This window comes from Stenotrophomonas sp. TWI1149, assembly GCF_039673155.1.
In the GTDB taxonomy this organism is placed as follows: domain Bacteria; phylum Pseudomonadota; class Gammaproteobacteria; order Xanthomonadales; family Xanthomonadaceae; genus Stenotrophomonas; species Stenotrophomonas maltophilia_AA.
This window is the reverse complement of the sequence record NZ_JBDJLB010000010.1, coordinates 79,996-93,637: the sequence shown is the minus strand read 5'-3', so window position 1 is coordinate 93,637 and position 13,642 is coordinate 79,996. Positions and strand designations below refer to the sequence as shown.

The following is a 13,642-nucleotide window of genomic DNA, read 5'->3' as shown; positions in this document are numbered from 1 at the left end:
CATGCGTGGCTGCGCTCTGCGCTTGATCCGCGCCGTGCGCCCGATCAGCGGTCGTCGCGCAGCTCACCACCCGGCAGGAACACCCAGGTGCGGGTCACCTGCAGGATGTCGATGGCATCCTCGGTCCTGGGCAGCGGCGGGAACGGCTGGGCCAGGGTGATCACCCGCAGCGCGGTTTCATCCAGCAACGGCGTGCCGCTGGACTGCAGGATGCGCGCGCTCTCCACCGTGCCATCGCGTCGCACCCCGACCGTGATCACGACCTGGCCGCCGAGCCGGCGGGCGCGGGCCTCATCGGGGTAGTTCAGATTGCCGACCCGCTCGGCGCGGTCGACCCATGCGCGCAGATAGTTGGCGTAGGCATATTCGCGGGTGCTGGCCGAGACGAACTTGCGGTTCGGGCGCTTGGCGTACTGCGCCGAGCGCAGATGTACTTCCGCTGCCAGCCGCGCCATCTCCACGTCACGCTGCTCGCGCGCGGTCATCGGCGCGTCCGGGCGGGGCTGCTCCGGCAGCGGCTGTGGCTGCGCCTCGGCGATGGTGTCGGTGCCATTGCGGCTGTTGACCACGCGGGTCTGCGGCGGCGGCACGCTGGCGGCCTCCTGGCGCTGCTGCGGCACCGGCGACAACCCGGCCTGCGCCTGCGGCACGATCCCGGCCTGGTTGTCGCGCGGGCGCTGGGCCTTGTCGTGGTCGCCACCGCCCTGCTGGTTGGCCTGTGCCAGGAAATCGGCCTGCTTGGGCGTCAGCGGGGTCTGGGTCTGGCTGAAGATCACATCCAGGGTCGGCACCAGCGGCGCGCTGTCGCTGACCGCGAAACCGACGCCGAGGATCAGCAGCGCATGCACGAGCACCGACAGCGTCAGGGTCGCGCCCAGCCGCTGGGATTCGCGCGCCTGCCACGTCGGCACCGGGACGACGCTGGCGCTCATCGCGGCAGGCCGGCCTCGATCGCGTCGAACAGGGTGCCGGCGATGTTCAGCCCGAACTGGGCATCCAGCTCGCGCACGCAGGTGGGGCTGGTGACGTTGACTTCGGTCAGGTAGTCACCGATCACGTCCAGGCCGACGAAGCGCATGCCGCGGCGCTTCATTTCCGGCCCGACCTGGGCGGCGATCCAGCGGTCGCGCTCGCTCAGCGGGCGGCCTTCGCCGCGGCCGCCGGCGGCCAGGTTGCCGCGGAACTCATCGCCCTGCGGAATCCGTGCCAGGCAGTAGTCGACCGGCTCGCCATCGACCAGCAGGATGCGCTTGTCGCCGGCGGTGATGTCCGGGATGAACTTCTGCGCCAGGGCCAGCGTGCGCTCACCGTTGGTCAGGGTTTCCAGGATCACGTTGAGGTTCGGGTCGCCGGTGCCGCTGCGGAAGATCGAACGCCCGCCCATGCCGTCCAGCGGCTTGAGCACGGCCTGACCATGTTCGAGCACGAAGGCCTTCAGGTCGGCGTTGCGGCGGCTGACCAGGGTCGGCGGGCAGCACTGCGGGAACAGCAGGGCAGCCAGCTTCTCGTTGTAATCACGCAGGCCCTGCGGGTCGTTGACCACCATCGCACCAGCCTGCTGGGCGACGCTGAGCACGTGGGTGTCGTAGATGAATTCGGCATCGACCGGCGGATCCTTGCGCATCAGCACGACCTGGCCGGGGCCGAAGACCGTCTGGCTGAACTCGCCCAGGGTGAACCAGTCGTTCTTGTCCTCGCGCACCTGCAGCGGGGCGGTGCGGGCGATGGCCTGGCCGTCGCGCAGGGCCAGCCCGCCGGGGCTGACGTAGTGCAGGGCATGGCCGCGGCGCTGGGCTTCCAGCAGCATCGCGAAGGTGGTGTCCTTGGCAATCTTGATATGGGCGATGGGGTCCATCACCACGATGACATTCAACGGCATGGTCGCAACCTGGCGGGCAGGCCGATGATGGTAGCGACAAAGGCCCGGCAATGCCCGCCCCGGGGGCCGGAACGCAGTGTCCGGCCGGTCCGGGTTTGCGCAAACGGCGCGGGACGGGCGCCTCCCGGGCCGCTGGCGGCGGGGCCGCGGTGGGTCTGCTTGAAGCGCGCGCCGGTATTGGGATATAGATACGCTTTCGCAGCGACGCCGGGGATCTGGCAAGCGTCGCGCGCTTGGGGAAAGGTAATGACTGAATACATGGCTGCGGGTGGGGAACTCGCAGGGCTGCGCGTGATGGTCATCGATGATTCGAAGACCATCCGCAGGACTGCGGAAACCCTGCTGAAGCGGGAAGGCTGCGAGGTGGTGACCGCGACCGATGGCTTCGAGGCCTTGGCCAAGATCGCCGACCAACAGCCGCAGATCATCTTCGTGGACATCATGATGCCGCGGCTGGACGGGTATCAGACCTGTGCGCTGATCAAGGGCAACCAGCTGTTCAAGTCGACGCCGGTGATCATGCTGTCCTCCAAGGACGGCCTGTTCGACAAGGCGCGCGGCCGCATCGTCGGCTCGGAGCAGTACCTGACCAAGCCATTCACGCGTGAAGAACTGCTGGGTGCCATCCGCACATACGTCAACGCCTGACCAGGGGGGAAAGGCACAATGGCTCGAATCGTACTGATCGAGGATTCACCGACCGACCGTGCGGTGTTCACGCAGTGGTTGACCAAGGCCGGTCATGAAGTCCTGGAAGCGGACAACGCCGAGGACGGGCTCAAGCTCGTGCGCGAGCAGTCGCCGCAGCTGGTACTGATGGACGTGGTCCTGCCGGGCATGAGTGGCTTCCAGGCCACCCGCGCGATGGCGCGCGACGCGGCCATCAAGCACATCCCGGTGGTCATCGTCAGCACCAAGGCGATGGAAACCGACAAGGCGTGGGGGCTGCGCCAGGGGGCGGCCGACTACATCGTCAAGCCGCCGCGCGAGGAGGAACTGATCGCGCGGATCAACCAGTTGGTGGTCTGATGCGCTCTCCTTTCGACATCCTCCAGGCTTACGAACGGCGCAGCCTGGCCCATGCCGTGCAGCTGCCCGAGCGGCAGTTCTCGCAGGACCTGTGGCGTGGCGTCGGCTACCGGGTCGGCAAGCGCCGGCTGGTCTCGGACTTCCGCGAGGTGGTGGAAATCGTGCCGATGCCGCCGATCACCCCGGTGCCCGGCGCACAGCCGTGGCTGCTGGGCGTCGGCAACCTGCGCGGCAACCTGTTCCCGGTGGTGGACCTGAAGTTCTTCCTGGAAGGCGAGCGCACCGTGCAGCAGGAGGGCCAGCGCGTGCTGATCATGCGTCAGGCCGGCGGCGACGTGGCGCTGACCATCGATGAACTGTTCGGCCAGCGCAGCTTCGAGCTGGACCAGGACATCGTCGCCGGCGATCTGGCCACCGGCCGCTATGCGCATTTCATCGACCGCGCCTTCCACGGCGATGGCCATGACTGGGGCGTGTTCTCGCTGTCGCTGCTGTCGCGTACCCCCGAATTCAGGCAGGCCGCGGCCTGACCGCAGGCGCCTGTCTCTCCGTATCGAAGATCGAGGTTGAACGATGAGTACTGCTTCGGAATCCGCCAAGGCCGGCAAGTTCGGTTCGGTGGGCACCAATTTCTGGCTCGGCCTGCTGGCCGTGTCGATGATCGTGTTCGGCGTGAACACCGGCGTGGCGACCTGGCAGGGCAGTCGCCTGGCCAGTGCCAGCACCGATGCCGCGAACCTGCAGGTGCTCTCGCAGCAGCTGGCCAACCAGGGCCGTGAAGCGGTCTCGGGCAACGCCCAGGCGTTCACCGCGTTCAAGCTGACCAAGAGCGACATCGAAAGCACCGTCAGCGCCCTGCAGGGCCGCTACGGTGCCGAGACCAATGTCGCCGGCCCGCTCAACGCGCTGATCAAGACCTGGGAGCCGCTCGGCAAGAGCGCCGGCCAGCTGGTCGCCAGCGAACCGGCGGTGCTGGCGCTGGCCGGCAATGCCAACAACTTCGTCAACGGCGTGCCCGCACTGCAGGCACAGCTGAACGAAGTGGTCCGGGCGATGTCGGCCAGTGGCGCGCCGTCTTCGCAGCTCTACAACGCCCTGCAGCAGGTCGTGGTGGTCGGCTCGATGGCCCGCCGCGTGACCGAAATGCGCGCCGGTGGCGCCAATGCCGCGGCCGCGGGTGATGCGCTGGCACGCGACTCGGTGGTGTTCACCCAGGTGCTCGACGCGCTGCGCAACGGCAACGAGGAACTGGGCATCGCCGCGGTCCGCAACGGCCCGGCGCTGGCCGCGCTGGAACAGTCGCAGAAGCAGTGGGACACGATGAAGCAGGACGCCGATGCGATCCTGGCCAGCTCGCGCCAGCTGTTCTCGGCGCAGTCTTCGGCCGCGGCCCTGACCGGTGGCTCGGCGGACATGCTCCGCGACAGCAAGAAGCTGTTCGAGGCGTTTTCGTCGTTCGGCTCGCTGCGCGACACCCGCCTGTTCCCGAATTTCTGGCTGGGCGTGGTGTCCGGCGCGTTCTCGCTGATCGCCATCGTCGGCTTCGTCGGCAGCACCGTGCGCAGCCGCTCGCGCGAGCAGGAGCTGCGTTACCAGACCCAGGTCGAGTTCAACAGCCGCAACCAGCAGGCGATCATGCGGCTGCTGGATGAAATCAGCTCGCTGGGTGAAGGCGACCTGACGGTGAAGGCCTCGGTCACCGAGGACATGACCGGCGCCATCGCCGACGCCATCAACTACGCCGTGGACGAACTGCGCCACCTGGTGACCACGATCAACGACACCTCGGCCAAGGTCGCCGTGTCGACCCAGGAAACCCAGGCCACCGCCATGCAGCTGGCCGAAGCGGCCGGCCACCAGGCCAACCAGATCACCTCCGCGTCGGACCGGATCGGCGAAATCGCCTCGAGCATCGAGCAGGTGTCGCGCAACTCGGCCGAGTCGGCCGAGGTGGCGCAGCGCTCGGTGATCATCGCCGCCGAAGGCGCCGGCGTGGTCCGCGAGACGATCCAGGGCATGGACCAGATCCGCGACCAGATCCAGGAGACCTCCAAGCGCATCAAGCGGCTGGGCGAGTCCTCGCAGGAAATCGGCTCGATCGTGGAACTGATCAACGACATTTCCGAGCAGACCAACATCCTGGCGTTGAACGCCGCGGTGCAGGCGGCATCGGCCGGTGAGGCCGGCCGCGGTTTCGCCGTGGTGGCCGACGAAGTGCAGCGCTTGGCAGAACGCACGTCCGGTGCAACCCGACGGATCGAGAACCTGGTGCAGGCCATCCAGGCCGATACCAATGAAGCGGTCAGCTCGATGGAGCAGACCACCGCCGAAGTGGTCTCCGGTGCGCGCCTGGCCGAAGACGCCGGTACCGCCCTGACCGAAATCGAGCGCGTCTCCAACGCACTGAACAACCTCATCAAGAACATCTCGATCGCTGCCCAGCAGCAGTCGGCCGCGGCATCGGACATCACCCGCACCATGGGCGTGATCCGTCAGATTACCGGCCAGACCTCGCAGGGCGCGGGACAGACCGCCGAGTCGATCGGCCACCTGGCACAGCTGGCGGCCGACCTGCGCCGCTCGGTTGCCGACTTCAAGCTGCCGGCGTGAGCCGCGGGCAGGGCGGAGAGGGAAGGAACAAGCAGATGATGCATCGCGAGAAATCACCGCACGCCATGTGCGCCGAGCTGCCGGGAGACCTGGCATGAGCACGCTGCGCGATGCCATGAGCCACGCTGCGCTGGGCTGGGTCAAGCCGGAGCTGGACGAGACCCTGCGCCAGGTGCGCAACGAGGTCGAGTACTACGTGGAAGACCCTGCCGATGGCAGCCGCATGCGCTTCTGCGCCGGCTACCTGCACCAGGTGCAGGGGACCCTGCGCATGGTCGAGCTGTACGCCCCGGCGATGGTGGCCGAGGAGCTGGAGCAGCTGGCCAACGCGATCGGTGCCGGCGAAGTGCCGGACCGTGACGAAGCCTGCGCCACGCTGATGCGCGGCAGCGTGCTGCTGCCCGACTACCTGGAGCGCCTGCAGAACGGCCATCGGGACATTCCGATCGTGCTGCTGCCGCTGCTGAATGACATCCGTTCGGCGCGCGCCCTGCCGGGCATCAATGAAAGCGTGCTGTTCGCCTTCGCCCCGGACAGCGCCAGCGCCACCGAGGCCGAGCTGGACCATGCGCGCGGCAGCCTGAGCGGACGCAACCGCGAACTGCTGGATACCGTCGGCAACGCGGTCAAGGAAGAGCTGCTGCGGATCAAGGACGCGCTGGACCTGCACCTGCGTACCGGTGGCGAGCCGGTGCAGCTGCAGACCCAGGTCAACGAGCTGGGCGCGGTCGCCGATACCTTGGGCATGATGGGCCTGGGCGTGGCCCGCGGCGTGGTCGTGCAGCAGCGCGACGCGCTGCGCGAGGTGGTGGACGGGCAGCAGCAGATCGACGAGAGCCTGCTGCTGGACATCGCCGGTGCACTGCTCTACGTGGATGCCTCGCTGGACGACCAGGTCGCCCACCTGGGCGCCGGCGGCAGTGGCGAAGACGATCCCAGCGCGGTGGAAAACCGGCGCACGGTGGAGGTGCTGGCGCATGAAGCCATCGCCAACTTCGCCGCCGCGCGCGAGCATTTCGTCGCCTTCATCGAAACCAACTGGAACCACCAGGAACTGCAGGAAGTCCCGCGCCTGCTCGGCGAGGTCGCTGGTGCGCTGCGCATGCTCAATCTGTCGGAGCCGGCCGATTACCTGCAGGGCGTGCGCCAGTACATCGCGGTGGAACTACTGGACAAGCAGCGCGTGCCGAGCGGTCGCCAGCTGGACACGCTGGCCGATGCCATGGCCAGCCTGGAGTACTACCTCGAGGCCCTGCGCGAGCGCCGGCCGGGGCGCGAGGAGATTCTCGACATCACCCGCAGCAGCCTGGAAACCCTGCGTTACTGGCCGCTGCCCGACGCGAACCAGCCGAGTGCCGAGACCGGTCCGGAATCGCTGCCGGTCGCGCCGGAACCCATCGAGTTGACGCCGTGGGACGCGCCTGCGCCCGAGCCGATCGCGCTTGGCGTGACGGCCGAGGTTCCGCGCCCGGCCAACCTGCCGCCGCCGCTGCCGGACTTCACGTTCGATCCGCCGCCGACGGTCGCCGCGCCGGCGGCGCTGGTGTTCGATGCCTCCACCGCCCCGATCGCCGCCGATGCACCGCAGTGGACCCTGGCGGGCGGCGACGACTTGGAGACGCTGCCGACCTTTGCCCATTTCGACCCGGTCATTGCCGAAGCACCGGCCGGTGCCACCTGGGACGTGTCGCCGCTGGCCTCCGCCCCGCAGGCCGATGCCGCAGGGGAAGACGCTGCGCAGGCCGACGCCGCCGTGGCGTCACCTGAACCTGCCGACGTCGACGACGCACGCGCGTCCGAGGCGCTGCCGGCCTTCGTTGCGACAGGCGACGGATTCGATCCGGTCGCCGCCGAGCACGACACCCTGGAGCTGAGCGACGAGCCGATCGAATTCACCTTCGATGAGGATCTGCACAACGCCGACGATGTGCTGTCGCTGCAGATCGACGACACCGATGCGGGTGCCGCCGGGGGCGGGGATTCCGCTCCCTTCGCGCAGGGCGAGGTGGATGTAGAAGCACTGCCGACCTTCCTGCAGGAGATCCCGGTCGCCGCCGCGGAAGACAGCGCCGAAGCACCCCCCAGCACGTTTGCGACGGATCTCGACGCTGCCCCCGACGCCGTCGAGACGACGCTGCCGGCGCCAGCCGTGCAGGACGCGGTGATCCGCCGTATCGAACTGGACGATGCCTCGACCCGCTTCCTGGCCGAGCTGGATGCGGCGGCCGCGCAGTTCCGCCCGGAAGGGGCGCCGATCGATGCCCCGGTGACCGCGGCTGCGGCGGTCAACCCGCCTGCCGCCACGATCGCCGGAGACACCAGCATCGAGGCCGGCTTCGAAGACGATGGCGAGAACATCGACCAGGACATCCGCGAGGTCTTCATCGAAGAGTTCGACGAAGAACTGGTGAACCTGGGCAATCTGCTCCCGGCCTGGCGCATCGCGCCGGACAACCTGGACCGCCTGCGCCCGATCCGCCGCGTGTTCCATACCCTCAAGGGCAGTGGCCGCCTGGTCGGTGCGCGTACGCTGGGTGAGTTCAGCTGGAAGATCGAGGGCATGCTCAACCGCGTGCTCGACGGCAGCCGCCCGGCCTCGCCGGCCGTGGTCGCGCTGGTCGGCCAGGCCTATGACGTGCTGCCGCAGCTCAATGCCGCGCTGCGCGATGGCAGCCGTGTCACCGCCGATCTGCAGGCCATGCAGGGCATCGCCGATCGCGTGTCCGCGGGCGAAGAAACCTTCCATGTGCCGTTGCCGCGCGCTGCCGCGGTCGCTGTATCGACGCCGACGGAGGAGGTCGCTGCGACCGAGGCTGCGCTGGTTGTCGAGAGCACCCCCGCCAATATCGACAGCGTCCTGCGCGAGATCCTGGAAGCCGAGGTCGAGGTGCACCAGGCGACGCTGCAGGCGTGGCTGGATGCTGCGACCGATGGCCCGCAGCCGGTCACCGATGGCCTGCTGCGCGCCGTGCACACGATGAATGGCGCGTTCGCGATGACCGACGTGCCCGAGATCACGGCCGTCACCGGCGCCGCGGAAAGCTACATCAAGCGCTCGCTGGCCGCCGATGCGCTGCCGGGTGCGGCCGGGATGGCTGCGCTGGCCGACACCTGCGCCGCGATCACCACCACGATGGCGGCGCTGCAGGACGAGGCACCGCGCGTGCCCGTGCAGAACGCCCTGGCTGCCCGCCTGGTCGCCCTGGCGGATACCCTGCCCGAAGCGCGCTGGCCGGCCTTGGTCGAGGACGATCTGGACCTGCTCGACGAAGCTTTGTACGCCGAAGAGGCGGAGGCCGGACAGGCTGACGAAGCCGAGCAGGCCGAACAGGCTGATGAATCGGAGCAGGCCGAACAGGCTGACGAAGCGGAGCGGGCCGAACAGGCTGACGAAACCGACGAAGCGGACGCAGCCATCGCGACGGACGATGCTGCGCCCGTCCGCGCCACCGCCGACGATGTCGCCGGGACCGACGTGCAGCAGGCCGAACTCGAGGCCGACGGACTGAGCGTGATCACGCCGGATCATTCGTCCACGCAGGCTGACGACGAGGATGCACTGGTCGCCATGGAGCTGACCGGCACCGATGACCTGTCGGCCTATTTGGACGCAGAACTGCCCGATGCCGCGCTGCCCGACGCAGTGCGTGCGGGCGATGCGCCGCAGACGCTGGATGCGGTGACTGACGAGCGCGAGGACGCCGATCTGGCGTCGGTCCATGCGGGCCTGGAGTCGGTCGAGCTTACCTCCGCCGAGGATCTCTCGCGCTACTTCGATCAGCTCGCCGAACCGGCCGAACCGGTGGTGTCCAATATGGGTACCGAAGCCGAAGCCGAAGCCGAAGTCGAAGTCGAAGTCGAAGTCGAAGCCGAAGTCGAAGCCGAAGTCGAAGTCGAAGTCGAAGCCGAAACCGAAGCCGAAACCGAAACCGAAACCGAAACCGAAACCGAAACCGAAACCGAAACCGAAGCAACGCGCGAGGCCGAGTTCGCGACCGACACCAACACCGACACCGTCCGTGAACCGGACAGCGCCTACGCGGTCTCCGTGGATGACGCCGCCAACGACAGCTGGAGCGACACCGGGCAGGACGACGACGAGGACGCACGGGCACTGGACGAGGTCCTGCCGCCGCCACCGGCGTTTGGCGAGGTGGTGGACGCACAGCAGGCCGTGGAAGATGGTCTGACCGTCGTCGATGCGCCGGATGCCTCCGATACCGGCGTACTGGGTCTGGACGCGACCGACGACAACACCGGCGAAGCCGATGCGTTCGCCGAGGCGATCGAGGCCACCGCGCCCGACGCGCCAACCGCTGATACCGCCCCGTCCCGCTTCTTCGAGCTGGAAGACGCGCCGGCCGCATCGCTCACCCAGGCGTCCGCGCACGACGCCGCCCCCGCCGGCGATGTCATCGACAACGACAACGACGACGCAGCGCCGGGCGACGCGCTCGATTTCACCCAGCTGGACCAGGAGCTGGTCGATATCTTTGTGGAGGAGGGCAAGGATCTGCTCGACCACTGCGATGGCCTGATCAGCGAGCTGCGCGCCGCGCCGCAGGACCGCGACGTGATCGCCGGCCTGCAGCGGGATCTGCACACCCTCAAGGGCGGCGCGCGCATGGCCGGGATCAATCCGATCGGCGACCTGGGCCATGGTATCGAGTCGCTGCTGGAAGCCGTTGCGGCCAACCGGACCGATATCGACCGCAGTGACGTGCACCTGCTGGAACGCGGCTTCGATCGCCTGCACCAGCTGCTGACCCGTACCGGCCAGCACCGCACCGTGGCGATGCCGGACGACCTGATCGCGGCGTTCGAGCAGCGCACCCAGGGTCGGGCCGCGCCCGAGCCGGACGAGACCGTGGGCACCGCGCTGCCGTCCGGTGATGCCCAGGTCGAAGCGGCGATTGCCGCGCTGGTGGCGGCGCCGCTGTCGGCGCCGGTGCCACTGGAAACCGTCAGCGAAGACGATGGTCTGCCGCGGCCGCAGCAGGAACAGGTGCGCGTGCGCGCCGATCTGCTCGACCGCCTGGTCAATCACGCCGGTGAAGTGGCGATCTACCGCTCGCGCCTGGAACAGCAGCTCGGTGCCTTCCGCGGCGCCATGGGCGAACTGGACCGCACCAATGCCCGTCTGCGCGATCAGCTGCGCCGACTGGACCTGGAAACCGAAGCGCAGATCGTGGCCCGTTACCAGCGCGAGCAGGAACAGGTCGACCACAAGTTCGATCCGCTGGAACTGGACCGCTTCTCCACGCTGCAGCAGCTCAGCCGCGCGCTGAACGAGTCCGCGGCTGACTTGGGCGGTCTGCAGGGCGTGCTGGACGATCTGTCGCGCCAGTACGACGTGCTGCTGCAACAGCAGTCGCGTGTCAGTTCGGAACTGCAGGACGGCCTGATGCGCGCGCGCATGGTGCCGTTCGATGGCCTCGTGCCGCGCCTGCGCCGGGTCGTGCGCCAGGCCGGCCAGGACACCGGCAAGCAGGTCCACGTCATCCTCGAAGGTACCCACGGCGAACTGGACCGCAACGTGCTCGACCGCATGGTCGCGCCGCTGGAACACATGCTGCGCAACTCGGTCGCGCACGGTCTGGAAACCCCGGAACAGCGTCGTGCCGCGGGCAAGCAGGAGGAGGGCGAAATCGCCATCCGCCTGCGCCGCGAAGGCTCGGAAATCGTGCTGGAAGTGGCCGACGATGGCGCCGGGCTGGATCGCGAGGCGATCCGTCGCCGCGCCGAACAGCGTGGCCTGATCGCCGCCGATGCCGTGCTGGGCGATGCCGAGCTGGATGCGATGATCTTCTCGCCCGGCTTCAGCACCGCCGACCAGGTCAGCCAGCTGGCTGGCCGCGGCGTGGGCATGGACGTGGTGCACAACGAAGTGCGCCAGCTGGGCGGCTCGGTGGACATCCACTCGGTCAGCGGCCAGGGCGTCACCTTCACCCTGCGCCTGCCGCAGACGCTGGCGGTCACCCAGGCAGTGTTCGTGCAGATCGGCGAGACCACGTTCGCGGTGCCGGTCGCCTCGGTCAGTGGTATCGGCCGGATCTCGCGCGAGCGCTTCGAAACCGCCAACGGCGGCTACCACTACGGTGGCGAGGAATTCGCGCTGCACGATCTGGGCACGCTGATCGGCCAGGCCCAGGCCCGCGCCGAAGGCCAGGCCCAGGTGCCGCTGCTGCTGGTCCGGGCCGGCGACCTGCGCGTGGCCGTGGCGATCGACCAGGTGCTGGGTAACCGCGAAATCGTGGTCAAGCCGGTGGGCCTGCAGATCGCCTCGGTGCCCGGCATCTACGGTGCGACCATCACCGGCGATGGCCGCGTGGTGGTGATCCTGGACGTCGCCCCGCTGGTGCGCCGCTACCTGGCCAACCCGCACAAGCCGATCACCGCCGCCGCCAAGGTCAGCGATCGCGATGTACCGCTGGTGATGGTGGTCGACGATTCGCTGACCATGCGCAAGGTCACCGGCCGCATCCTGGAGCGCCACAACTTCGAAGTGGCGGTCGCCCGCGACGGCATCGAAGCGCTGGAGCGGCTGGAGGAGCGCGTGCCGGACCTGATGCTGCTGGATATCGAAATGCCGCGCATGGACGGCTACGAGCTGGCCAGCGTCATGCGCGCCGATCCGCGCTACCAGGGCGTGCCGATCGTGATGATCACCTCGCGCAGCGGTGACAAGCACCGTCAACGCGCCTTCGAACTCGGTGTCCAGCGCTACCTGGGCAAGCCTTACCAGGAACTGGATCTGATGCGTAACGTGTATGACCTGCTGGGGATCGCCCGTGCACGCGAGTGACGCTCCTACGCTGTTGTCGGTGGCCCTGCTGGCCCGCCCCGGGCCGGCGCGCGACCGCCTGCGCGAGGCGCTCGCCCATGCCGGCGCGCGCGTAGTGCTGGAGGACGATCCCAACACGCTCGACCTGCAGTCCCTGCGCGATGCCGATCCGGGCGCGGTGCTGATCGCCCTTGAACCGGCGATCGAAGACGCACTGGAACGGCTGGATCCGGTCCTGGGCTCGCCTTCGCTGACCCTGATCTTCGACGAAGCCGAGCTGGCCGCCCGCCGCGACGGCTGGGAAGCGCAGCGCTGGGCGCGGCATCTGGTGGCCAAGCTGCACGGTCACCAGGACGTGCTGCCGCCGGGCTCGGAACAGGATCAGCAACTGCAGCCCGAACCGGGCCTGCCGGTCACCCCGGCGCAGCTGCACGCCGATGCGCCGCTGGAGTTCCATCTGCGCGAAGCGGAGGACGCGGCGTCCGACGTGCCCGCCGATGGCCTGTACCAGGTGCCGGCGGAGCTGAGCGAGCCGGTCTCGCTGGAAGAGGCATTGGCCGCGCTGCAGCCCGTGGACGCCGATCCGGTCGGCGTACCGATTCCACCGATCCCTGCCTCGGCGCCGCCGGCTGCGGCTGCCGTGTCGATCGGCGATCACAGCCGCTGGTCGCTGGTCGAGGAGGATGCCGTCGTCGCCACCGCATCGTCGGCCAGCGGGCCGGCGCTGGAGCCGGAGCGTTTCGACACCGAGCGTCTGTCACTGGTCGAGCTTGAACCCGAGGCCGGTCCCGACGGTGGCTGTCCCGGCGCGGTGCTGGTGTTGGCCGGTATCGGTGGGCCGGATGCGCTGCGCCGCCTCCTGGCCGCGCTGCCCGCGACGCTGACGACTGCGGTCCTGGTGCATATGCGCCTGGACGGTGGCCGTTACGGCAATCTGGTCAAGCAGATGGCACGCGTTTCCGCGCTGCCGGTGCTGCTGGCCGAGGATGCCCAGGCCGTGGCGGCGGGGCAGGCCTATATCCTGCCCGACGACATCGGCATCGCCGTGCGCCAGGGCGGCCTGCACTTCATCGCCGACCCGGCCGGCATCCAGATCGCGGCACTGCCGGCCCAGCACAGTGGCGTGGTCCTGCTCAGTGGTGCGGACGCCGCCGAGGTCGATGCAGTCCTTGCCCTGGCGGCCGCCGGTGCGTGGGTCGCCGGCCAGGTGGGTGAAGGCTGCTATGACCCGACCGCCGCCAGTGCGGTGGTGGTTGCCGGGCAGGATGCCGGTGAACCGCCGCAGCTCGCTGCCACCATCGCCGAACGCTGGGGCGTGGACGCGTAAGCGCGCCGCGGAC

Annotated in this window: 8 protein-coding genes; 6 read left to right on the top strand and 2 right to left on the bottom strand. The window is 68.8% G+C overall.

All coding sequences use genetic code 11. The features are described from left to right. Positions 1-44: 44 nt before the first annotated feature. Both ABE424_RS12715 and gshB read right to left on the bottom strand, forming a co-directional pair. Positions 45-932, bottom strand: a complete 888-nt coding sequence (locus ABE424_RS12715; RefSeq protein WP_346491574.1) for an energy transducer TonB — start codon at positions 930-932, stop codon at positions 45-47. After that, positions 929-1,879 carry a glutathione synthase gene (gene gshB, locus ABE424_RS12710; protein WP_346478804.1) on the bottom strand — a complete coding sequence of 317 codons (951 nt, stop codon included), beginning with the start codon at positions 1,877-1,879 and terminating at the stop codon, positions 929-931. The genes ABE424_RS12715 and gshB overlap by 4 nt, the downstream gene beginning before the upstream one ends. Positions 1,880-2,125: 246 nt before the next feature. Between gshB and pilG the strand changes: the two genes are divergently transcribed. The 6 genes from pilG (at position 2,126) to ABE424_RS12680 (ending at position 13,629) form a co-directional block, all read left to right on the top strand. Then, positions 2,126-2,527 carry a twitching motility response regulator PilG gene (gene pilG / locus ABE424_RS12705; RefSeq protein ID WP_121039045.1) on the top strand — a complete coding sequence of 134 codons (402 nt, stop codon included), beginning with the start codon at positions 2,126-2,128 and terminating at the stop codon, positions 2,525-2,527. Between the two features lie 18 nt (positions 2,528-2,545). Then, the gene (locus ABE424_RS12700; RefSeq protein WP_123730426.1) at positions 2,546-2,908 is read left to right on the top strand and encodes a response regulator; all 363 of its coding nucleotides are present in this window, start codon (positions 2,546-2,548) and stop codon (positions 2,906-2,908) included. Continuing rightward, positions 2,908-3,438, top strand: a complete 531-nt coding sequence (locus tag ABE424_RS12695; protein WP_088432919.1) for a chemotaxis protein CheW — start codon at positions 2,908-2,910, stop codon at positions 3,436-3,438. The genes ABE424_RS12700 and ABE424_RS12695 overlap by 1 nt, the downstream gene beginning before the upstream one ends. A gap of 43 nt (positions 3,439-3,481) precedes the next feature. Beyond that, positions 3,482-5,518, top strand: coding sequence for a methyl-accepting chemotaxis protein (locus tag ABE424_RS12690; RefSeq protein WP_346491575.1), 2,037 nt, complete (start codon positions 3,482-3,484; stop codon positions 5,516-5,518). Between the two features lie 94 nt (positions 5,519-5,612). Further along, positions 5,613-12,323: an Hpt domain-containing protein gene (locus tag ABE424_RS12685; protein WP_346491576.1), complete on the top strand. Its 6,711-nt coding sequence runs from the start codon at positions 5,613-5,615 to the stop codon at positions 12,321-12,323. Beyond that, positions 12,289-13,629: a chemotaxis protein CheB gene (locus ABE424_RS12680; protein WP_346491577.1), complete on the top strand. Its 1,341-nt coding sequence runs from the start codon at positions 12,289-12,291 to the stop codon at positions 13,627-13,629. The genes ABE424_RS12685 and ABE424_RS12680 overlap by 35 nt, the downstream gene beginning before the upstream one ends. The last annotated feature ends 13 nt before the right edge of the window (positions 13,630-13,642 follow it).